Source organism: Vibrio sp. Evd11, assembly GCF_900382755.1.
Lineage (GTDB): Bacteria > Pseudomonadota > Gammaproteobacteria > Enterobacterales > Vibrionaceae > Vibrio > Vibrio lentus.
The window spans coordinates 1-22,063 of record NZ_OSDX01000034.1 but is presented as its reverse complement, the minus strand read 5'-3'; the positions used below and the strand labels follow the sequence as shown (position 1 = coordinate 22,063).

Genomic DNA, 22,063 nt, shown 5'->3' with positions numbered 1-22,063 from the left:
GCTATACCGATAACTACAACTACAACTACAACTACAACTACAACTACAACGATATAACGTGAAACAGAAGGAATTCCAAAATGACGGAACACCACAACAGTGACCCTCGTCTCGACACGACTCGCGAAATTCGCGCACCTCATGGCACCACTTTGCGCGCTAAATCTTGGTTAACAGAAGCACCACTGCGTATGCTGATGAACAACCTAGACCCTGATGTGGCAGAACACCCACATGCACTGGTTGTGTATGGCGGTATTGGTCGCGCTGCGCGTGATTGGAAATGTTATGACAAAATTGTTGAAGTATTAGAGCGTTTAGAAGACGACCAAACGTTGCTTGTTCAATCAGGTAAACCTGTGGGCGTGTTCCCGACTCATAAAAACGCACCTCGCGTATTGATCGCTAACTCGAACCTTGTTCCACACTGGGCAAACTGGGAGCACTTCAACGAGCTCGATAAAGAAGGCTTGATGATGTACGGCCAAATGACAGCGGGCAGCTGGATCTACATTGGCTCTCAAGGCATCGTTCAAGGTACTTATGAAACGTTTGTCGCTATCGCGAAGAAGCACTTCCAAGGCGAAGCAAACGGCAAGTGGGTTCTAACGGGTGGTCTTGGCGGTATGGGTGGTGCTCAACCTCTCGCTGCAACGATGGCTGGCTTCTCAATGATCGCGGTTGAATGTGATGAATCACGAATCGATTACCGCTTGCGTACTGGTTATGTAGACAAAAAAGCCACCAGCATCGATGAAGCGATGGCAATGATTAAAGAATCAGACACGCCAATCTCTGTTGGCTTATTAGGCAACGCTGCTGATGTATTCCCAGAGTTAGTTGAACGTAATATCACGCCTGACGTAGTGACCGATCAAACCTCTGCCCACGATCCACTGAACGGCTACTTGCCGCAAGGTTGGACGATGGAAAAAGCAGCGCAAGAACGTTTAGTTGATGAAGCGAAAGTAGTGAAAGCCGCTAAGCAATCAATGGCGATTCAAGTTCAAGCTATGCTAGATCTTCAGTACCGTGGTGCTGCAACCGTAGATTACGGTAATAACATTCGCCAAATGGCACTGGAAGAAGGTGTAGAAAACGCATTTGATTTCCCAGGTTTCGTTCCAGCCTATATACGACCTTTATTTTGCGAGGGCGTCGGACCGTTCCGTTGGGCTGCCCTATCTGGTGACCCAGAAGACATATACAAAACAGACCAAAAAGTAAAAGAACTGATTCCAGACAACCCACATCTACATAACTGGCTAGATATGGCGCGTGAACGTATTCAGTTCCAAGGCCTACCAGCGCGTATCTGTTGGGTCGGCTTGAAAGATCGCGAACGTTTAGGCCAAGCATTCAATGAAATGGTGAAGAATGGCGAACTGAAAGCACCGGTTGTTATCGGTCGTGACCACCTAGATTCAGGTTCAGTGGCGAGCCCGAACCGCGAAACAGAAGGCATGATGGATGGATCAGATGCTGTATCAGATTGGCCTCTATTGAACGCTCTGCTAAATACTGCAGGCGGCGCAACATGGGTTTCTCTACACCATGGCGGTGGCGTTGGCATGGGCTTCTCGCAACACTCAGGAATGGTGATTTGTTGTGACGGCAGTGAAGATGCGTCACAACGTATTGCTCGTGTACTTCACAATGATCCGGCTACTGGCGTTATGCGTCATGCTGATGCGGGTTACGATATTGCCAAGCAGTGTGCTAAAGAGCAGAAGCTTGATTTACCTATGCTAAACGAAGAACTTCGTCGCCTTTAATGTCTGGAGAGAACATGTTGAATTTATTACTTAAACCAGGACTTCTTGGCCTACCTGAACTTCGTAAGATTAGCCGTAGCCCTGTGAACTTATCACTCGATCCAGCAGCGATTCCTGATATTGAAGCGAGCATGCACGTTGTCGAGCAAGTGATTGCTGAAGATCGTACCGTGTATGGCATCAACACGGGTTTTGGCTTATTAGCGAATACCAAAATAGCCCCTGAAGATTTAGAAGTACTACAGAAAAGTATCGTGCTTTCTCACGCAGCAGGCATCGGCAAGTTCATGTCTGATGAAACTGTGCGTTTGATGATGGTGCTCAAAATTAACAGCTTGTCTCGTGGCTATTCAGGTATCCGACTCAAGGTCATCAATGCTCTTATCGATCTAGTGAACGCGCAGGTTTACCCATGTGTTCCACAGAAAGGCTCTGTGGGTGCTTCAGGAGATCTTGCTCCCCTCGCCCACATGAGTACGGTACTGCTAGGTGAAGGCCAAGCACGTCACAACGGCAAGATCATCACGGGCCTAGAAGCAATGCAGATCGCTGGCTTGGAACCAATCACACTTGCTCCGAAAGAAGGTTTGGCGCTGTTAAACGGCACACAAGCATCGACAGCATTTGCATTAGAAGGTCTATTCGCAGCTGAAGACTTATTCGCGTCTGCAACCGTGTGTGGTGCAATGTCTGTTGAGGCAGCGCTAGGTAGTCGTCGTCCGTTTGATCCTCGTATTCACCGTGTTCGTGGTCATCGTGGCCAAATGGATGCAGCACTTGCTTACCGCCATATGCTTGATCAAAAGAGTGAAATTGGCGAATCACACACTTGTTGTGAAAAGGTTCAAGACCCTTACTCACTGCGTTGTCAGCCTCAAGTGATGGGAGCATGTTTACAGCAGATTCGTAATTCAGCAGAAACTTTAACGATTGAAGCGAATGCAGTATCAGACAACCCGCTTGTTTTCGCTGACGATGGCGACATCATTTCGGGAGGTAACTTCCACGCAGAACCTGTCGCAATGGCAGCCGATAACCTTGCATTGGCCATTGCCGAGATCGGTAGCTTGTCAGAGCGTAGAATGGCGCTGCTGATTGATAGCGCGCTAAGCAAACTACCGCCTTTCTTAGTCGACAACGGCGGCGTGAACTCTGGCTTTATGATTGCTCAGGTGACCTCTGCAGCATTGGCAAGTGAGAACAAAACCTTAGCTCATCCGGCGTCAATCGACAGCCTACCTACTTCTGCAAACCAAGAAGACCACGTATCAATGGCCACCTTTGCCGCTCGTAGGCTTAGATACATGGCTGAAAACACCCGTGGGATATTGGCAGTAGAATATTTAGCAGCAGCACAAGGGCTAGACTTTCGAGCGCCTAATCTATCTTCTCCTCGTGTGGAAGAAGCGAAGCAGATTCTGCGTGAGAAAGTGAGTTTCTACGATAAAGACAGATATTTTGCTCCAGATATTGAGCAAGCTAACCTGTTACTCAAATTATCCGTTCATAATCACTTAATGCCAGAAGGTACTTTGTGCAGTTTCTAGTACTTAAAATACTTTAGTCGACACTAATTAAAGTATCATATAAACAAGGGCTATTAATTAGCCCTTGTTGCATTGAGCCAAAGGCCATATCTCCCTTAAAATCGTCACATACCATCCAACGTATTTATCTAATTGACTGATATATAAGCAAAGTTAACTGGATAGACCATTAGAACGAAGTTAGTTAGCTATAATCCACCCCAGATTTGATGACTAATAGCGATACTATGTTTCTGACACCTTACTTTTCTACTGAAGACAATCAATTTCAATTCACTCGTGAACAGGCTAGCCACTTTGCTAAAAAAGTAGCCGCTGACTTCAACCCAATTCACGATGAAGACAACAAACGCTTCTGCGTGCCTGGCGATCTTTTGTTTGCAGTACTTCTGCAAAAAGAAGGCATCAGCCAAAAAATGCGTTTTGATTTTTCAGGTATGGTGGGTAACGGTATTGCGCTTAGCGTTGACAACAAGTGTGAGAAAGAAAGCTCACTGGTTGACGAGAAAGGCAAAGAGTACCTGCACATGTCTTGTGAAGGTGAAAAGAGCCACGATCAAGCATTCATCGAACACGTAGTAACGAACTACGTTAAGTTCTCAGGCATGAACTTCCCACACATCATGGTTCCTCTTATGGAAGAACAACAAATGATGATCAACTGCCAACGCCCTCTTGTAATTTACGAGAGCATGGAAGTTGAATTTACTCGTCTAGACCTGTCTCACCCAGAAGTTGAATTCTCAGGTGCGACTTTTGATGTTGAAGGCAAGCGTGGCATCGTGACACTGAACTTTGATTTCAAAGAAGACGGCGAAGTGGTCGGTAAAGGCGTGAAACGCATGGTAGCAAGTGGTCTTAAGCCATACGACCAAGCTTCTGTCGACGACCTAGTAAACCGCTTCAACGAACGTAAAGAGATGTTTCTAGCTCAGTTCGCAGCTGCTGCTTAATCAGCATCCTTATTTACACATCTCGATGTAAATAAGCTCTAGAATAAGATCAATAAAGCCCAGCTTGATATCCTCAAGCTGGGCTTTTTTATTTCGATTCCTGATTACACAAATCCACTCAAGTCAAAACTAAATCCAACGTCTAACCTTTTGTTTGTAATCAACATATTCCGCACCGAATAATTGCTCTAGAGCGCGTTCTTCTGGCTTAATTTGGAACTGATTCATGTAGATTACGAAGCCAAAGCTGAGTAGCACACTGAAGATATTCTGGAAGAAGTAGCCAAAACAAAACAATAGGATGAATAGCCCTAGATACATTGGGTTTCGTGTGTAGCCAAAGATTCCACTGTCCACGACTGTAGAAGCGGTCTCGACTTTGATCGGATTAACAGTGGTTTTCTGTTTTCGAAACTCCCATATACCGGCTAATCCAACCACACCACTCAATGCAATTCCGATCCCCAAGACGATGAACTTATAAGGCAATAACACCACTCCTGCATTCAGCTGATGGGCACTGAAATAAGATGCTGAGAATACAATAATGAACAGTGCAACGGGTGGGACTTTTAATTCTAGAGGTTTCATACTTTTCCTTTTTAACATTCCTTTGTTAGTTTAGAAAAAAGCCCAGCAATTGCTGGGCTAAATGTATTAAATAATTTTGGCTAGTGCCTGTAATGGGTGAGCAAGCTTTTCACCTTCAAAGCGCTTCACTTGACTACGACAGGAATAACCCGTCACTAAGCAACGCTCTTTCGGTAAATCTTGCATTTGAGGTTTCCAGCTTAAACCGTATATGTCTTTCGACATTTGCAACTTATCAACTTCGTGGCCAAAGGTACCTGCCATACCACAACAACCGACAGGAACGCTGGTTAACGCAGCACCAAAGTGTTTAAAGATAGCGCCCCACTCTTTTTCAGCGTTCGGCATTTTGGTCTTCTCAGTACAGTGGGCAAACAAGTACCACATTTCTTCACTTGCAGAGCGCTCTTCAAACTCACCCAACGATGGCATTAACCATTCATGCACAGTCAGTACATCGAAGTCTCCGCGCTTGTCAACCAAGATCTCAACGTATTCATCGCGGTAACAAAGCACAAGAGCAGGGTCGACACCCACTAAAGGGATACCGATATCCGCCACCATCGACAGAAAATCAGCGGTTGATTTTGCTTCACGCGCAAAACGACCTAAGAAGCCTTTAATGTGCAGTGCTTTACCATTTGGTTTAAATGGCAGTAATACCGGAGTTTTACCAAGCTTTTGAGCCAGAGTGACGAAATCTTCAATCACTTCTGCATCATAGAAGCTGGTAAACGGGTCTTGAACGATCAATACATGCTGTTTCTTCTGGTCAGAAGAGAGCCCTTCTAAATATTGAAGATCGAAGAGTTGCAGCTCTTTGCTCGCCAGACGATTTTTTAGCGTAGGCACCGACATCAGTGGTGCATCGACATAACCGACCGTTTTCGCCGTTGCGGTTTGAATCCACTTTTGACCCAAGGCAGCGTTAACAACCTTTGGCGCTTTCGCCATCAGCGGCAGCATGGTTTCAATGTTGGCGACTAAATAGTCTTTTGCAGGGCGTTGGTAGCGTGAGTAATAAATGTTTAAGAATCGAGAACGGAAACTCGGAACATCAACTTTAATCGGGCACTGGCTCGCACACGCTTTACATGCAAGACAACCGTTCATCGCTTCGTGAACTTCATGAGAGAAATCGTACTCATGGCGTTTGTTCATTGTATTACGAACACGTTCCACCATGGTTTTGACCGGGGTATTGTCCTTCAGCGCTTCTTGCTCTAAATCGAGAATATCGACGCCTTGTTCCGTTAACTGACGCAACCACTCTCTCACTAAGCCTGCGCGGCCTTTTGGTGAATGACGACGGTCAGCCGTAACTTTCATCGAAGGACACATTGGCGAGCTCGTATCGTAGTTGAAGCACAAGCCGTTACCATTACATTCCATAGCTTGTTTGAAGCTATCACGAACTTGTACGTCGATCTGACGATCGTAGAAACCACGCTTGGTATCGGTCACTTTCACCAATTCAGCGTCACTTTCCAATGGCGTACAGATCTTACCTGGGTTCATCTTGTTGTGTGGGTCGAACGCTGCTTTAACTCGTCTTAGCTCTGTAAACAGTTCTGCACCGAAGAAGTCTGGGCCATACTCAGAGCGGAAACCTTTTCCGTGTTCGCCCCACATTAAGCCACCGTATTTCGACACCAGCTTAACCACTTCATCAGAGACTTCATGCATTAATACTTCTTGCATCGGATCACACAAGTCTAAAGCCGGACGAACGTGTAGTACGCCCGCATCAACGTGACCAAACATGCCGTAGTTCAACTCTTTTGAATCGAGTAGTACTCTAAATTCAGAGATGAAGTCAGCCAAGTTTTCCGGTGGTACACAGGTATCTTCAGCAAAAGCGACCGGCTTAGCTCGGCCTTTCGCTGCACCTAATAGACCCACCGCTTTCTTACGCATGTTGTAGATTCGGCCAATGCTCGCCAAATCGCTGCATACTTGGAAACCAATCACACCGGCTTCTTCGGTTTCAAGCATGCTTTCAAGCTGTGCCGTCAGTGCTTGAACTTGTTGTTCAACTTCCGCTTCATCTTGGCCCGCAAACTCAACCATGTTGATGCCAAGCATCTCTTTATTGGGAACATCCATCAGCAAATCGCTCACGGTGTGCCAAACAATGTCTTGCTTCGCTAGGTTCAATACTCTTGAGTCAACCGTTTCTACAGACAGCGCTTTCGCTTCTACCATGAACGGCGCATTACGCAGCGCAGAATCGAACGTGTTGTATTTCACGTTGACCAGTGTGCGCGCTTTTGGAATCTTGGTTAGGTTTAACTTTGCTTCCGTGATGAATGCTAAAGAACCTTCAGCGCCACATAGAACGCGAGTCAGATCAAAGCTGTCGTCTTGTTCGTTGATTGCGTTCTTTAGGTCGTAACCTGTTAAGAAGCGGTTCAATGGTGGGAATTTATTAAGAATTTGAGCGCGCTTGTCTCGACAAACTGCCTCAGTAACCGTAAGTGCATGGTGAGCAAACTCACCCTCAACTGGCAAGCCATGTGATAAATCAGACTCCAGACACGAACCATCCGCGAACACCGCTTGTAGCGACAACACATGGTCAGACGTTTTTCCATACTTCAACGACCCTTGACCCGACGCATCGGTGTTGATCATGCCACCTAGAGTTGCTCGGTTACTAGTAGAAAGGTCTGGAGAGAAAAAGTAACCGTAGGGACGTACCGCATCATTCAATTGGTCTTTAACGACGCCAGACTGAACTCTTACCCAGCCCTCTTTCTCGTTAATCTCAAGAACCTTATTCATGTGTCGTGAAAGGTCAACCACGACACCTTTTGTTAAGGATTGTCCGTTGGTTCCGGTACCGCCGCCACGAGGGGAAAAGGTCACGCGTTCGTAAGCGGATTTAACGCCCACTTTACCGAGCAACACAACGTCTTGATTTGTTTTAGGAAGGATGACCGCCTGCGGCAATTGCTGATAGACACTGTTATCAGTCGCCACAGCCAAACGGCTAGAATATTGAGATTCAATGTCGCCAGTAAAGCCCGCTGTTTTTAGTTCATCTAAAAAGCGTACGACTACTGGATCGACATCAGCATTGAGTTGAAGTCTTGGTAACATTTGCTTCCTGCCCCTACTTCGCTGATCCTATCAGCATTGGGTTATCTGGGATTTTTAATAATTTTATTTGAATTTCGTCACTTTACTACTATTAAGATCATATAAAAAGGTGATCAAATCAGAATCTCAATGCAAGAATGGAGAAATAGTCACTTTCGTCTTGATTCAGTAACAATATACTGAATAACATTTTGTTAAAGACATATCCATGAGCACATCATAATGAAAAAAAACAAAACAGTCACAACTGAAGATATTCTGCTTAAGCTATGCCAATCAGTCTCAAGCGTACTCACTTCAGCGACGGCTTCTCAGGTGTCCTATTCAGCTATGGTTCAAAAGATCAACAAGACAAGTTTGAAGCCAGACTTTGGTTGTTTCGTCTTATTTGACGGTGGCTTTTCTGGTCTTGTTGTCATCAATTTTACGTCTAAAGCCGCGCTAGAGATCTACACTAATTACATGCGTAACATGGGGATGCCAGAAGATGAGTTGGCCGTACTGCACACTTCAGATGAAGTGGGCGATGTCTTAGGTGAGCTAATGAACCAGTTAGTTGGTGATTTCACCAATAAGATCCGTAAAGAACTGCAAACCAACATCACACAGAACCAACCGAAGATGCTGGCACTCAATAAACAAGTGAATCTTTCTGTTGATACAAATCTAGATCGCCCACAAGCTCGCCGTGTGACTTTCTCGACTGCAAATAACAACATCTTCTACCTAGAGCTTGCAATGGACAAGACAGAATTCATCCAATTGGAAGAATTTGAGATCGCTGAAGACGAATGTCCAGACAGTATCCTGGAGGCAACTCAGAAAAAAATGCAGGAAGCGAATAAGCCAGCACAAAGCTCAGGCAATGACTCTGCAGCCGATCTACTCGATGAACTAGGAATCTAGTGCCTTAAAGCTCTAGTCATTCTGAAAAATCATGTCACTAACGCCATCAATACTCTTGATGGCGTTTTTGTATTACCCAAAAGCCGTCTCTTCCATCCTTCATAATCGCTCACCGCGTAATAACAAATGACTTTTGACTTTGCTGTTACCTGCCAAAACATGTAAAATGTCGGACTTTTCAAAATTTGCGGTAATGATTAAGTAGTCGATGGATAAGAAAAAAGCCCTAAAGAAAATAGCCAAGTGTCTTGAGCTTGGAAATTCAGCGAACGTCAACGAAGCGGCCAATGCAATAAAGATGGCGCATAACTTGATGCTGAAATATGGTCTCGAGAAAGACGATATTGAATTTATCAAAATGGGGAAAACTCAATCCAGTCACCTGTTGCCAGCAAACATCAGCTCTACTCTGTTGCGCGTTATTCGTGGTATCAACACTAAGTTTGGCGTAGAAGCCGTGTTACTGAACCACAAAGGCCTTAAGCGTGTGGAATTCATTGGCGAAGCTGACCGCGCGATCTTCGCTGCCTTTGCTTTCGACATCATTTATCGTGAATTGAACGAGCATACTGGCCAATTCAGAAACAGCTTTGCAGGTTCAGGGACAGGTTCACTCGAAGTCACTCGTCGCGTAAATTCTTACGTTTCTGGTTGGGTAGAAGGTGCGCTTGAAAAGTTGCCAACCATTACCCCAGACGACGAATCAAACAACAAAATCAATAACTATATTGATAAAGAATTTGAAAATATTGACCGTGAAACCTTCAAACAACAACTAAGAGAAGCGATGAAAAACCTCACCGCAGACTACGAAGTTGGTTTGAAGAAAGGTCGCAAGTTGTCTGTTAATCGTCCAGTTGGCGGTGCCCAAGCAGTTAAAAAGATAACTAAATCATAGTGCCACTTTACATTGCTTCAGCGTATTGATAAAAACCATCATTAAGACTTACAGGACTAATTGTTGTCATTCGTTACTTATATGTTTGACAGAAGTACATGATGGAGAAATACGTTGAAAAAAATCACACTAGCCCTAGCGCTTACTGTCGCTTTAACGGGTTGTCAGGCAACTCAACGCCAAAACGCTACAACTGGCGAATCTGAGACTAACTCTGCAACTCAAGGCGCTCTAATTGGTGCAATCGCTGGTGCCGTTGCTGGTGCTGCTACTGGTGACAACTCTAAAGATCGTGGTAAACGCGCACTGATTGGTGCGGCAGGTGGTGCAGCTGTTGGCGGTGGTATTGGTTACTACTTTGACCGACAAGAAGCAGCACTTCGCGAAGAGTTAATGAACTCTGGCGTTCAAGTAGAGCGTGTTGGTGAGAACCAGCTTCTACTTCGTCTAGAAAACGGCATTGGCTTCGAATCAAGCTCTTACGCTTTAGAATCAAGCATTCACAACACACTTCGCGGTGTTGCTCGTATCTTAGTTGAATACCCAGACACTAGCCTAGTGATCGAAGGTCACACTGACAGCACTGGCAGCGAATCATCGAACCAAATCCTTTCTGAGCGTCGCGCTGAATCTGTTCGAGCATTCTTGATTTCTCAAGATGTCGCTGCAGGCCGTGCCATTGCTCGTGGAAACGGCGAGCGTTACCCTCTATGTGACAACAACACCTCTCAAGGTCGTGCTTGTAACCGTCGCGTAGAAATTCAAATCTTGCCGCTGAAGTAGCACGATTAAAGCCCAGTTACCTTTATCTATTGACTTAACCACTATATAGTTGCTTGTCAGTCGTATGGCTTATTTTAAGCGTTACGACTTAACACTCAGCCACATAACGTATTCATACTGATACATCGGCACTGGGCTTTTTTACGAGACTTATCTTTTGCTTATCTTATCCAACTTCTGGTCATCGTCACTCCTTAGAACTCTATTTCTAGCCCTAGTCTTTTCCACGATACAATTGTTCGCCCCACATTTCGTTCATGCTGAAAGCAGCGCTGAACTCTCATTAGCTCCACAACCTCAAGCGCTACAACCTCTAGACTCAACCTCTCAGTATCGATTAGCCCAATCGTATGAGCTGGGTACTGACGTGCCTAAAAACATCGATGACGCATTCTATTGGTATTCGCAATCAGCGGATAATGGCAATGCAGATGCGCAATTTAGACTTGGCGAATGGTACTTGGCGGGGACGAGCGTGGAGCAAGATAACAAACTCGCCTTAGAATGGTTCATCAAAGCGGCACTGAAAGGTAACAAGCAAGCGCCTCTAGAAGTAGCCAAGATCTATGAATCCTCACTTGATAAAGAACTATTGCAACCGTTAGATGCAGCGCAGCTATGGTATGAAGCAGCTTTAAAAAACAATCCTAATGCAGAAGATGGCTACAATCGCGTTCTGGAAGCACAGTTCAACCAACAGCGTGCCAAGCAAATCTCTTCGATTGAACAGCTCAATGACAACGTCAGTGCAAAAACCAATACAAATCCACCAAGTACCTTCCCTTCGACACTAACGTCTAGAGAGCAAGCAACACGTTCTAATCTAACAAGCTCTGACTATATGATTGGCGCAGTGCTGGCCGTTTTGATTGCAATAGTGAGTATCAGCGCGACTCTGGTTATCTCGCGAAAGCGACAAGGCCTGAAATCTGGTGAGTTAAATCAGCAGCAACAGACACTGGAAGCACAGCTTAGTGCGAAAGACTTCACCATTAAGCAGCAAAAGCGTCAGCTTCAAACCATCTACAACGAATTGAAGAAGCAGAAAAACAACAAAGGTCTGAATGCTTTGCAAGTGGCCTGTGCTCTCTTTGGCTACACACCCAAATCTATTCCTGACCAAAAAAGCATTAAGATTCGATACAAACAACTCTCTAAAATCTATCACCCTGACGGTCATGGATGTGACGAAGAAATGAAACGTTTGAACAATGCGCTAAAAACCATTTTACAAAATGTTACAAAACCGTAAACAACTACACATATTCATTTTCCAAGATCGCAAAGATACCGATTTTATTAGTGTTGCAATCGATCCCCCTCTCAAAAACGGGTAACAAACTATTAACTAATGGGTCTTACTTGTGTCATAATTTGCGCCGAAAATACACCTGACTTAAACAGGTGAGGAGAAAATATGTTCACAATAGAAGGCGTTTGTGATTGGTGCAAAAAGCCAAGCCTAGTAAAAAAGCACGACTACCTAGATGGTAAGTGTCATCATGCATGTAAAGAGTGCAATGATATTGCAACCATTGATGTTCGCCAGTTCAATATTGGTGAAATGGAAATGAGAACAAAACTCTCCCAAGCAACACTGAGATAAGTAACATCGTTGAAATATAAGAAAGCGCCTAAGGCGCTTTTTTTGTATCTGGGGTTTATCTTCTTATCTTCTTATCTTCTATCTTCTATCTTCTATCTTCTATCTTCTATCTTCTATACAGGTGTATACAGTGCTTTTCTGCAAAAACCACTGTATACACCTGTATAGAAATCACATTTTTTCAATTTATGAGACAAAATAGAAAAACCAGTCAAATTTAATTTTCAACTAAATATCAATAACTTAAACTGAAACCTCTTACTTGCCCGCAATAAAACGACCAATAATCCCGCAAAAACCGCTTGATCTTATAAGCAACAAAAACTACTGTATACACATACAGCATGTATATAAGGACAGCAAAATGATTCAAGCACACGTTAAAGCCCAACACTCTAGCCCGCTAGTTCACTGCGCATTTACATCAGTTTCTCGTAAAAGCAAAAACTCAAACGAGGAAGCGTTGTTTGCAAGAATGGCGTTGCTGTCCAATCAACATCAGTGGTTACTGTTTACTGCTCAAACGCCAAGACCATCCGCTAAGCAGCTTAAGCAACACAATGTTTGCTGCGAGCGCGTTATCCATATGAAAGCGTCGAACCAAATGAATGAAGTAGAGACAGTCGAGAAAGCAATACGCTCAGGAAACGCGAGCGCAATCGTTGCGAGTACGTCGATCGACTCATTCAGCCAACAATACCTAAGAACGTTAGGCCAACGCTTTCAATGCGAAGTGTTCTTCATTGATGAAACGTCAGAGCGTATTCACTAAGCCAACACCGCTTAGCAATTTAGCTCAGAAACGTAGCTTAATCTTTTAGCTAACAAACTTAAGTTAACTTAACAGCATAGCCCCAAAACACAGCCCAACAGACTGCCTTCCCCTGCCCTACAATTCGCCAATTTTCTAGCGAATAGTTAGGCGGGGGTTTTTATTTGATCAATAGATTTAGCAATCGTTTGCTTTTTATCTGGAAGCAAATAATAGATTGGGTATAATGCCCGTCTAATCATGTGCACACCGCACTTCTCTGTATGACGTTTGATAAAAGATAGGAATGTCTAAATGAGCCTTGCTGATCAAGTTCTTGCCGTAAATGATGACCTACCAATCCGTACTGATAAACCTGTCCACAGTGGCAAGGTTCGTTCGGTCTACTGGTTAACTGAAGAAGATAGCCAACGACTAATTAAAGAGAAAGGCTACAATGTAGCACCCGATGCGCCTTTAGCCATCATGGTGATCAGTGACCGTATCTCTGCGTTTGATTGTATTTGGCGTGGTGAAGGTAATCTAAAAGGTGTTCCAGGTAAGGGAGCAGCTCTGAATGCTATCTCTAACCACTGGTTCAAATTGTTTAAAGACAACGGCCTTGCTGACAGTCACATTCTTGATATCCCTCATCCATTTGTATGGATTGTACAAAAAGCTCGCCCAGTCATGATCGAAGCGATTTGTCGTCAATACATCACAGGCTCTATGTGGCGTGCATACGCGAACGGCGAACGTGAATTCTGCGGTATCGAGATGCCTGAAGGCCTTGAAAAAGACAAGAAATTACCTGAGCTACTGATCACGCCTTCTACAAAAGGGATTTTGAAAGGGATTCCTGGCGTTCCAGAAGCGGATGATGTGAACATCACTCGCAACAACATCGAAGACAACTTCGCAGCGTTCAACTTTACTCAAGCAAGTGACATTGCGCATTACGAGAAACTTCTAAAAGAAGGCTTCAACGTAATTAGCCAAGCGCTAGCAAAAGTCGATCAAACCTTTGTCGATACGAAATTTGAGTTCGGCTACGTCAACGATGCTCAAGGCAAAGAAAAGCTTATCTACATGGATGAAGTGGGTACTCCAGATTCGTCTCGCATTTGGGATGCTCAGGAATACAACAAAGGCAACATCGTTGAAAACTCTAAAGAGGGTTTCCGCCAGTTCTTGCTTAACTACTTCCCTGATGCAGACATCCTTCTGAACAAAGAACGCATGCCAGAACGTGAAGCCTTAGCTCGTGACAATGAGTTACCTCTTGATTCACTGATGTCTCTGTCGCGTACTTATCTTGATATCGCAGCGAAAATCACAGGCGCGGAGATCGTACTGAGCGACAACCCTAAGCAAGAAATCATCGATGTATTGCGTGCTGACTATGGTCTAGTCGACTGATTGACTGATTGACTGATTGACTGATTGCATTCTAGAAAGCGAGTAAGCTCGTAAACACAAATTTCAGAAACTAAAAGGGCCTCATCATTATTGAGGCCCTTTTTCGTGTGCGATTTTTAATATTCTTTGAGCTCGCTCCTAAGCTCTAAGCTCTAAGCTCTAAGCTCTAAGCTCTAAGCAATACTGATAGATTAAAGCTTAATAGTAAACTCTTCTCCAGTATTCTCGGCAATCACCAAATGACTGCGCGATTCAATGTACTCGATCTGCTCTTCTTCAAGAGAATATGGCATAGCAACTTTGAGTTCATTGATCCCCTCTAGCTTGGCTAGCTTGAGTAAGGTAACAATGTTTGACTCATCACTTTTACGCGTCGACATCGATTTCAATGCCATCTGCCATAAACGATCTTCAGGGCTTGCGAGCTCTTTAATGCTATCTCGCCAGACAGTACTAAATACTGGCGCAATCGTGGTTAGTGCTTCCAGAAAAGTCCATTTTTTACTGCATGAGGCGCCAAGAAATGTTGTGTAATCAAACTCTACACGCGTCTCTGTCTGTTTATCCATGATGTCCCCCGACACTTTGACAACACAATATACTCAATATCTATCAACTCTTTCTTTATAGCAATAGGATATAGAAGAATAGTCTTTTATGACCTTTTGATTGGTTAAAAAGGCATATAAAAATCAAACTTGTAACAAAATAAGTACTGAAAAAACATATATGCACCTATTTGATTAATATTTTAGAGATAAAACTAATCCATCTATTTGATATCAATTATCCGACTCGCTTTTTTGTACTGAATACGCCAGCCAGACCATGTCGGGAGCTCCCAACGTTTTGGCGATAACTTTCGACTGCCCGATTGATAATGAACGTAAATCAGCTTGCGTGCCGGCAGGTATTCGACTTCGAGTTGCAAGTCGGCAAGGCTCAATGCAAACGGGTACTTTTCCGAAAACTCTGAATAGAGCCAAGTCGGGATACCATCGAATGGAATATCTGCATGGTCGAACATTTCCAATTCGCTCACATCAGTGACACCTAACACTTCAAGCTGCTTTATTAACCATAGCTCAAAGTTAATGTTCTCAATTTCTGGTGTGTATTGGGTTTGTTCATCGAGACCGAGTTTCACATACAGCTGCCAATGTTTGATTTGTTGAGTGCGAGCTTGTGCAAAACCCGGAAGTTGAACCCCATTCGATACAAGATCGACGATCGGCTTTAACGATAGTTGCCCTTCCGCTGCCACGAGCTTGGTCGTGATCGTGCGGCCGGCATACACCAACGCCATCCCAGTATAGACGCCGTCATCATTCACAATCGTTTCACCTTGCTCCCACTCTCCTAGCTCAGCATCAATGATAAGCTCAAGAGGAATGGGGGCCGTGACCGTCGCTAAGGTCAGTGTTTGCTTAACACCTCTTCCCGGCAAACTATGAGTGTCTAACACCAACATCGCTTGTGCATTGTCCGGGAAACGATTCTGACGGCCGAGTACTACCTCTAACACTCCGTTGGCAAAGGCTTCTTTCCTTTTCAGTCTGCGCACAAAGACTAACTCAGGATGCAGCTTAATAATGGTGTCAATCAGTTCAATACGCAGGAAACGGGACGCGACTTCTAATTGAGGAAGTTCAAACACCTCACGCATTTGCTTAGCCAGTCCTTGCGCTTCATTCAATGCCTGCTGGTCGATTTCTAGATTCGGATAATCACGGCCACGAACAATCTGAATTAAAAGGTTTAAATCACACCCTTCCTTTTCTTGTTGAGCCAGCGCTTCAAGATGTTCTGCATTATTCGGCAACTGATATAAGCGAGCAGGAACGGACAGCGCAGCCGTGAGATCCACCATGGCTTCTTTAAGTGCTTTGGTTTTGATTCGCGTGACAATATCGGCATACAAAGCATCAATCGGCAGCGGGTAGAGCTTTTTGCCATGCTCGGTGATTTGATGGTCGCTATTAATCGCTTCCATCATCAACAAGGTTTTAATCGCACTGTTTAACGACTTCTCAGGGATTGGATCAAGAAAAGATAAGCTCTCGATCGAGTTGCCACAACATGCCGCAGCCAACATAGGTTCTGTTAGTTCTTCGCGTTGCAGTTCGGGCGGTGTCACTAACTCTAATGCGGCGTGTTCTCCGTATAAGCGAACGCAGACACCATCCATTACCCTGCCCGCACGGCCAGCTCGTTGCTTGGCACTGGCTCGTGATATAGATTTAAGCATCAGAGTCGTTCTACCGTTTCGTTGAACGGTGCGTCTTTCTAATCCTGAATCTATCACCACACCAATGTCAGGAATGGTTAACGAAGTTTCTGCCACGTTAGTAGCAAGGATGACCTTTCGCAAACCGCTGCCATCATCGCAACTACCAGTATTGCGACCAGACAGTGCGAGATCTCGCTCTTTATCACTCACCGACGCATGCAATTTAACCACTTGGATATCTGGATTCTTCGCCAAGGCTTGTTCGCATTGCACGATCTCTTTTTTACCTGGCAGAAAAACCAACATATCGCCAGAAGAAGCGAGCAATTGATGATTCACTTCTTCGGCGATGCGCTGCTCTAGATGTCGAATGTCAGGTAATGCTCTCGATTCGTTCGCTCGGTGTTCAATCTCAACTTGATAAGTACGCCCTTCACAGCTTATGCGATTCGCATCCAAATACTGAGCAAGGCGTTCACCCTCAATGGTTGCTGAAGTGATCACCAAACGATGGCTCTCTTTTTGTTTCAGAATCGCCACCAGCAAATCAATATCCCAACGCCTTTCGTGAAATTCATCGACAACGATGACATCAAAGCCAGCAAGCCCATCTTCGGATAGCCAGCGCAACGCGATTCCGGGAGTAACAAAAACAACGTTAGTTTGCTCGTTGTATTCCGACTCAAGCTTGATCGCATAACCCACTTTGCTACCAAGCTTCTCGCCCGATTGCTGTGCGAGATATTTAGCCAGTGAAGTACACGCGATACGTCTTGGTTCAACCACCAGAACTCGCCCGTGTTGGGAAGCCCAAATTGGTAAGCGCGTAGATTTACCTGATCCGGTTTCAGCCTCTACGACAAGGTGAGAATCAACGATTTGTTCGTGGAATACGTTTTGATAAGCATCGATGGGCAGTAATGACATAAAGAGGGAAAATCGCAAAAAGTGTGAGCAAAGTATAACGAATTATGACGTTCAAATTCGATAAGTGTGGGACATGGGTAAGAATATCATTTTGTTTGCAAAGATCGGAGGGAAACTATTTACAATTGAATAACTAAACCGTTATCATTTTTCAGTTACCCTTTCTCCCATATTAGGCATCCAATGAACAACGATAAACGCCCTCTATATATCCCTTACGCTGGTCCTGCTCTACTAAGTACACCTCTTCTAAACAAAGGCAGTGCATTCTCTGCTGAAGAACGTAGCTCTTTTAACCTTGAAGGCTTGTTACCGGAAACAACCGAAACAATCCAAGAGCAAGTAGGACGTGCGTACAAGCAATATTGTAACTTCGAAAGTGATATGGATAAGCATATCTACCTTCGTAACATCCAAGACACAAATGAAACGCTTTTTTATCGTTTAGTTCAAAACCACATTTCTGAAATGATGCCTATCATTTACACGCCAACAGTTGGCGCAGCATGTGAGAACTTCTCAAATATTTACCGTCGTGGCCGTGGTCTGTTTATCTCATACCCGAACCGCGACCGTATCGATGATCTACTGAATAATGCGACAAACCACAACGTTAAAGTTATCGTGGTTACGGATGGTGAGCGCATTCTTGGTTTGGGAGACCAAGGCATCGGTGGTATGGGTATTCCAATTGGTAAGCTAGCACTTTACACAGCTTGTGGCGGTATCAGCCCAGCTTACATGCTACCAATCGTGCTTGATGTGGGTACCAACAACCCTCAACGTCTTGCAGACCCAATGTACATGGGCTGGCGTCACCCTCGCATCACAGGTGCAGATTACGATGCATTCGTTGAAGAGTTCATCCAAGCGGTTCAACGCCGTTGGCCAGATGCTCTAGTTCAGTTCGAAGATTTCGCACAAAAGAACGCTATGCCATTGCTTGAGCGCTACAAAGATCGCATCTGTTGTTTCAACGATGATATCCAAGGTACAGCAGCAGTAACGGTTGGTTCTCTACTTGCAGCATGTAAAGCAGCAAACACCAAACTTTCAGACCAACGTATTACCTTCTTAGGTGCGGGTTCTGCTGGTTGTGGTATTGCTGAAGCCATCATTGCTCAAATGGTGTCTGAAGGTATCAGCGATGAGAAAGCGCGTTCACAAGTTTACATGGTCGACCGTTGGGGTCTTCTACAAGAAGGCATGCAAAACCTACTTGATTTCCAACAACGCCTAGTACAAACCAATGCGAACACCAAAGATTGGGAAAGCGACGGTACGGGTTTCTCTCTACTAGACGTTGTTCGTCATGCTAAACCAACCGTATTGGTTGGTGTATCTGGCGCACCGGGTCTGTTTAGCAAAGAAGTCATCAAAGAGATGAACCTTCACTGTGAACGTCCTATCGTATTCCCACTATCAAACCCAACAAGCCGTGTTGAAGCAACACCAAACGACATTATTCGTTGGACTGATGGTCAAGCACTTGTTGCGACAGGTAGCCCGTTTGAGCCAGTAACTCATAACGGCACCACTTACCCAATCGCTCAGTGTAACAACAGCTACATCTTCCCTGGCATCGGCCTTGGTGTATTGGCTGTGAATGCTTCACGCATCACTGATGAAATGCTGATGGAATCAAGCCGTGCGCTTGCAACGTGTTCTCCACTAGCCATCAATGGTTCAGGCGCTCTACTTCCACCATTGGAAGAAATCCACACCGTGTCTAAAAAGATCGCTCTTGCTGTTGGTAAGAAAGCAATTGAACAAGGTGTTGCACTAGAGATCACTGAAGAAGCACTGCAACAAGCGATTGACCAGCACTTCTGGCAGCCGGTTTACCGTCGTTACAAGCGTACTGCATTCTAATAAAGCGTGCTGTACTTTGAATAAAGCGTACTGCGCTCTCAATAAAGCGTACTGCGCGTTGAATAAAGAGCGTTAACGACTCTTATATCAGCCTCTGCAACTGCAGGGGCTTTTTTTCTTTACACTGTCTTGTCTTTTTAACTGATTTTTCTCATTTTTATTTGGTATTATCGAGCACTCAAAAAATTATGCTCATGCACAAAGGACCTTACCGAGAGTGAAATTCGATTCTCATATCTTCCGCAACTACTTACCTAAAGCTTGCAAGAAACTGCAAGGCTTTCTGTATGGCTCTTTCCTAGTCTTTCTGGTGGGCAGCGCTGCAGTTATTGCGATCGATTTTTGGGTTTCATGGCAGGCTAAAGATCGCATCATCTACGAAATCGATGAAGTCCCTGAACGCGAAGTCGCCGTTGTGCTTGGCACCAGTAAATATTTGGGCAGAACGCTCAACGATTATTATAAATATCGAATTGAGGCCGCAATTGAGCTTTTTGATCGTGAGAAGGTCAATCAATTCTTACTGAGTGGCGACAATGCTCATCGTTCTTACAATGAACCTTGGACGATGAAACGCGACCTATTGAGAGCAGGTGTCCCCGACGAGCGTATCAATCTGGATTATGCTGGCTTTCGAACTTTGGATTCCATTGTTCGTGCTAAGAAGATATTCGACACCGATAACTTCCTGATCATCACTCAAGAATTTCACTGTGAAAGAGCACTGTTTATCGCAAATTCTTATGATATTCATGCGCAATGTTTGGCGGTTTCCGGCCCAACTCATCACTCAGGCCTCTCAATACGTTTAAGAGAAGTTTTTGCACGAACTAAAGCGTTTCTTGATCTGTATATTATGGGCACGACACCCAAATTTTTAGGGCCTAAAGAACCGATTCAGCCGAACCCAAAACAAGAATCACCCCCGATTCCTAGCCCGATTGCAGACCCAGCAGATACCGATGTGTAGAAATCTACACATTTTAAATTTGTTGCCTCACACTTCCCCACTGTTACACAAAAACACACCAACACGCCTTTATTAACTTAAGTAACATTCTCCCAACAAAGTCTGACCCTACATCAAGCCATACACCTCGAAGCTTTTTACTTTGAGGACTGTATAACTTGAAAACAAGATACCTCGAAAATAATAAGCACCACTCAATGAAGTTGGTGCACCAATAAAACGAGGATAAACAAAAGGAGCGTCTTATGACGGCACTTGTTACTACATTGAAACACTGGTTGTTTACCCGCAACAGCATGATATTAATCGGCAATTTCGCGTTATTTGCACTTTTGATCAATACCCTCCCGTTCGAAACACAAGTGAACACTGGCCTAAGTATTCTCGTGTTTGTTGCGATCTTATGGTTAACCGAGGCTATCCACGTCAGCATCACCGCTTTGCTCGTTCCCCTATTGGCTGTCTTGTTCGGTGTATTTAACACGCCCGCTGCTTTGGCTAACTTTTCGAACCCAATCATCTTCCTATTTATGGGTGGTTTTGCCCTAGCCGCCGCGCTCAACAAGCAAGAGCTAGATAAAGCGATTGCTGACAAAGTGCTGATACTAGCGAAAGGTAAAATGTCAGTGGCGGTATTCATGCTATTTGGTGTGAGTGCTGGATTATCAATGTGGATTTCAAACACAGCGACCACCGCGATGATGCTGCCTCTTGTTCTCGGCATCATGAACAAAGTCGACCAAAGTGAAGACCGCAACACCTACGTATTCGTACTACTAGGTATTGCTTACTGTGCATCGATCGGTGGTATTGCAACCGTGGTAGGCAGCCCACCGAACGCAATCGCAGCTGCAGAAGTTGGTTTGAGCTTCACTGAATGGATGGCGCTTGGCCTGCCGATCACGATGATCTTACTGCCAGTCGCGATGATTATTCTGTATGTGATGACTAAGCCAAAGCTTGACCACAAATTCGAGCTAGACCACGCTCCTGTTGAATGGACGAACAGCAAGAAAATCACACTGTCTATCTTCCTTCTAACGGTAACGCTTTGGATATTCGGTAAGCCAATCAATGCAATGATCGGCGGCTTCTCGAAGTTTGATAGCTTGGTTGCGATTGGCGCGATTGTACTGCTTGGCGCTTCTAGAGCGGTCGAGTGGAAAGATGTTGAGAAGACAACGGATTGGGGCGTATTAATCCTATTCGGTGGCGGTATCTGTTTAAGTAACATTCTTAAAGCGACAGGCACCAGTGTATTCCTAGCACACTCACTCAGCGGTTTCTTAGAAACAGCAGGCGTTCTGCTAACGATTCTAGCGGTAGTAGCGTTCGTGGTATTCCTAACTGAATTCGCAAGTAACACAGCCAGTGCTGCACTGCTTGTCCCAGTCTTCGCAACCATTGCTGAAGCACTAGGTATGTCGCCAGTTATCTTGTCAGCTCTGATTGCTGTTGCCGCTTCTTGTGCCTTCATGCTACCAGTTGCGACACCGCCGAATGCGATTGTCTTTGCTTCTGGCCACATCAAGCAGAAAGAGATGATGCGAATCGGTATGGTGTTGAACCTAGTTTGTATCTTAATACTGACGCTGTTCGCTTGGATCTTCTGGTAAACACGAACGCCTTATAGTTAGGCTATACCTAAACTGGCTGCAGCTCCCCCGCTCAGCCAGAAAAAAATATCCGCCTTCTTAGAAGGCGGTTTTGCTTTATAACCCCCTAGAAGGGGG

At 44.7% G+C, this 22,063-nt stretch carries 17 protein-coding genes; 13 read left to right on the top strand and 4 right to left on the bottom strand.

The genetic code is table 11. From position 1 onward, the window contains the following. Positions 1–80 precede the first annotated feature (80 nt). The 3 genes from hutU to ED652_RS14800 all read left to right on the top strand — a co-directional run bounded on the left by hutU (position 81) and on the right by ED652_RS14800 (position 4,275). A complete protein-coding gene (hutU, locus tag ED652_RS14810; RefSeq protein WP_054547392.1) occupies positions 81–1,775 on the top strand; it encodes a urocanate hydratase in 1,695 nt (564 codons plus the stop codon). Between the two features lie 14 nt (positions 1,776–1,789). Further along, the gene (gene hutH, locus ED652_RS14805; protein WP_032501161.1) at positions 1,790–3,322 is read left to right on the top strand and encodes a histidine ammonia-lyase; all 1,533 of its coding nucleotides are present in this window, start codon (positions 1,790–1,792) and stop codon (positions 3,320–3,322) included. A gap of 227 nt (positions 3,323–3,549) precedes the next feature. Then, positions 3,550–4,275 carry a DUF3581 domain-containing protein gene (locus ED652_RS14800; RefSeq protein WP_010438254.1) on the top strand — a complete coding sequence of 242 codons (726 nt, stop codon included), beginning with the start codon at positions 3,550–3,552 and terminating at the stop codon, positions 4,273–4,275. 129 nt (positions 4,276–4,404) lie between these two features. On the opposite strand, the gene ED652_RS14795 is transcribed toward ED652_RS14800, so the two are convergent. Continuing rightward, positions 4,405–4,866: an isoprenylcysteine carboxylmethyltransferase family protein gene (locus tag ED652_RS14795; protein WP_122055310.1), complete on the bottom strand. Its 462-nt coding sequence runs from the start codon at positions 4,864–4,866 to the stop codon at positions 4,405–4,407. 66 nt (positions 4,867–4,932) lie between these two features. Beyond that, on the bottom strand, positions 4,933–7,968 hold the full coding sequence (locus tag ED652_RS14790) for an FAD-binding and (Fe-S)-binding domain-containing protein (protein WP_122055309.1): 3,036 nt from the start codon (positions 7,966–7,968) through the stop codon (positions 4,933–4,935). A gap of 222 nt (positions 7,969–8,190) precedes the next feature. On the opposite strand from ED652_RS14790, the gene ED652_RS14785 reads away from it, so the two are divergent. From ED652_RS14785 to ED652_RS14755, 7 genes are all read left to right on the top strand, one after another. Further along, positions 8,191–8,874: a DUF3334 family protein gene (locus ED652_RS14785; protein ID WP_004733423.1), complete on the top strand. Its 684-nt coding sequence runs from the start codon at positions 8,191–8,193 to the stop codon at positions 8,872–8,874. A 208-nt stretch (positions 8,875–9,082) separates the two neighbouring features. After that, entirely contained in the window at positions 9,083–9,772 is a 690-nt protein-coding gene (locus ED652_RS14780; protein WP_029223537.1) for a DUF2786 domain-containing protein, read from the top strand. A gap of 114 nt (positions 9,773–9,886) precedes the next feature. Further along, positions 9,887–10,555: an OmpA family protein gene (locus ED652_RS14775; RefSeq protein ID WP_065111151.1), complete on the top strand. Its 669-nt coding sequence runs from the start codon at positions 9,887–9,889 to the stop codon at positions 10,553–10,555. A gap of 157 nt (positions 10,556–10,712) precedes the next feature. Then, positions 10,713–11,807 carry a tetratricopeptide repeat protein gene (locus ED652_RS14770; protein ID WP_122055308.1) on the top strand — a complete coding sequence of 365 codons (1,095 nt, stop codon included), beginning with the start codon at positions 10,713–10,715 and terminating at the stop codon, positions 11,805–11,807. 165 nt (positions 11,808–11,972) lie between these two features. After that, complete coding sequence (locus tag ED652_RS14765; protein ID WP_017078672.1) at positions 11,973–12,161, top strand: hypothetical protein; 189 nt, start codon at positions 11,973–11,975, stop codon at positions 12,159–12,161. Between the two features lie 364 nt (positions 12,162–12,525). Further along, entirely contained in the window at positions 12,526–12,933 is a 408-nt protein-coding gene (locus tag ED652_RS14760; protein ID WP_017106714.1) for a SulA-like leucine-rich domain-containing protein, read from the top strand. Between the two features lie 294 nt (positions 12,934–13,227). Beyond that, complete coding sequence (locus ED652_RS14755; RefSeq protein WP_122055307.1) at positions 13,228–14,331, top strand: phosphoribosylaminoimidazolesuccinocarboxamide synthase; 1,104 nt, start codon at positions 13,228–13,230, stop codon at positions 14,329–14,331. 191 nt (positions 14,332–14,522) lie between these two features. On the opposite strand, the gene ED652_RS14750 is transcribed toward ED652_RS14755, so the two are convergent. Together ED652_RS14750 and ED652_RS14745 are read right to left on the bottom strand one after the other, a co-directional pair. Further along, positions 14,523–14,900, bottom strand: a complete 378-nt coding sequence (locus ED652_RS14750; RefSeq protein WP_009846478.1) for a hypothetical protein — start codon at positions 14,898–14,900, stop codon at positions 14,523–14,525. 203 nt (positions 14,901–15,103) lie between these two features. Continuing rightward, the gene (locus tag ED652_RS14745; protein WP_122055306.1) at positions 15,104–17,488 is read right to left on the bottom strand and encodes a helicase-related protein; all 2,385 of its coding nucleotides are present in this window, start codon (positions 17,486–17,488) and stop codon (positions 15,104–15,106) included. A 183-nt stretch (positions 17,489–17,671) separates the two neighbouring features. On the opposite strand from ED652_RS14745, the gene ED652_RS14740 reads away from it, so the two are divergent. The 3 genes from ED652_RS14740 to ED652_RS14730 all read left to right on the top strand — a co-directional run bounded on the left by ED652_RS14740 (position 17,672) and on the right by ED652_RS14730 (position 21,946). Further along, entirely contained in the window at positions 17,672–19,360 is a 1,689-nt protein-coding gene (locus tag ED652_RS14740; RefSeq protein ID WP_017106710.1) for an NAD-dependent malic enzyme, read from the top strand. Positions 19,361–19,577: 217 nt separating this feature from the next. Continuing rightward, positions 19,578–20,330 carry a vancomycin high temperature exclusion protein gene (locus ED652_RS14735; protein ID WP_122055305.1) on the top strand — a complete coding sequence of 251 codons (753 nt, stop codon included), beginning with the start codon at positions 19,578–19,580 and terminating at the stop codon, positions 20,328–20,330. Between the two features lie 245 nt (positions 20,331–20,575). Next, the gene (locus ED652_RS14730; protein ID WP_017110916.1) at positions 20,576–21,946 is read left to right on the top strand and encodes a DASS family sodium-coupled anion symporter; all 1,371 of its coding nucleotides are present in this window, start codon (positions 20,576–20,578) and stop codon (positions 21,944–21,946) included. Positions 21,947–22,063: the final 117 nt, after the last annotated feature.